Origin of the sequence: Vreelandella neptunia, from assembly GCF_022489065.1 — a bacterium.
Taxonomy (GTDB): domain Bacteria; phylum Pseudomonadota; class Gammaproteobacteria; order Pseudomonadales; family Halomonadaceae; genus Vreelandella; species Vreelandella neptunia_A.
On record NZ_JAKVTW010000053.1, the window covers coordinates 1 to 1,483 of the forward strand.

At 53.1% G+C, this 1,483-nt stretch carries 1 rRNA gene; it reads right to left on the reverse strand.

The window, feature by feature from the left end:
* Positions 1–1,443 (reverse strand): 23S ribosomal RNA (locus tag MLE19_RS22775); the annotation flags it as partial.
* Between the last annotated feature and the right edge of the window lie 40 nt (positions 1,444–1,483).

Genomic DNA, 1,483 nt, shown 5'->3' on the forward strand with positions numbered 1-1,483 from the left:
ACCAACGCCTGGCTCACCTAGCCTTCTTCGTCCCCCCATCGCAACCATGTCCGGTACGGGAATATTGACCCGTTTCCCATCGACTACGCCTTTCGGCCTCGCCTTAGGGGCCGACTCACTCTGCTCCGATTAGCGTCGAACAGAAACCCTTGGTCTTCCGGCGAGGGAGTTTTTCACTCCCTTTATCGTTACTCATGTCAGCATTCGCACTCGTGATACCTCCAGCGAACTTCTCAATTCACCTTCATTGGCGTACACGACGCTCCTCTACCGCTCATCCTATAAGGATGAACCCGTAGCTTCGGTACCTGGTTTAGCCCCGTTACATCTTCCGCGCAGGCCGACTCGACTAGTGAGCTATTACGCTTTCTTTAAAGGATGGCTGCTTCTAAGCCAACCTCCTAGCTGTCTGAGCCTTCCCACATCGTTTCCCACTTAACCAGGATTTCGGGACCTTAGCTGACGGTCTGGGTTGTTTCCCTTTTCACGACGGACGTTAGCACCCGCCGTGTGTCTCCCACGCGTTACTCACCGGTATTCGGAGTTTGCCTCGGGTTGGTAAGTCGGGATGACCCCCTAGCCGAAACAGTGCTCTACCCCCGGCGGTACTACATGAGGCGCTACCTAAATAGCTTTCGAGGAGAACCAGCTATCTCCGAGCTTGATTAGCCTTTCACTCCGATCCACAAGTCATCCAAATCTTTTTCAACAGATCCTGGTTCGGGCCTCCAGTTGATGTTACTCAACCTTCACCCTGCTCATGGATAGATCGCTCGGTTTCGGGTCTATATCCAGCGACTGTGTCGCCCAGTTAAGACTCGGTTTCCCTACGGCTCCCCTATACGGTTAACCTCGCCACTGAATATAAGTCGCTGACCCATTATACAAAAGGTACGCAGTCACAGAACAAGTCTGCTCCTACTGCTTGTACGCACACGGTTTCAGGATCTATTTCACTCCCCTCTCCGGGGTTCTTTTCGCCTTTCCCTCACGGTACTGGTTCACTATCGGTCAGCCAGGAGTATTTAGCCTTGGAGGATGGTCCCCCCGTCTTCAGTCAAGGTTTCTCGTGCCCCGACCTACTCGATTTCACATGATCAGATTTTCGACTACGGGGCTATCACCCGCTACGGCCGCGCTTCCCAACGCATTCGCCTAATCAGTCACATGCTTAAGGGCTGGTCCCCGTTCGCTCGCCGCTACTAGGGGAATCTCGGTTGATTTCTTTTCCTCAGGGTACTTAGATGTTTCAGTTCCCCTGGTTCGCCTCGTACATCTATGTATTCAATGCACGATACTGACCTTATGGTCAGTGGGTTTCCCCATTCAGAAATGCCCGGGTCACAGGTTGTTGCCACCTCACCGAGCCTTATCGCAGGCTACCACGTCTTTCATCGCCTCTGGCTGCCTAGGCATCCACCGTGTGCGCTTCATTGCTTGACCCTATAACCCGAAGGAGTCTGGATGTCGCAATGATAACGTT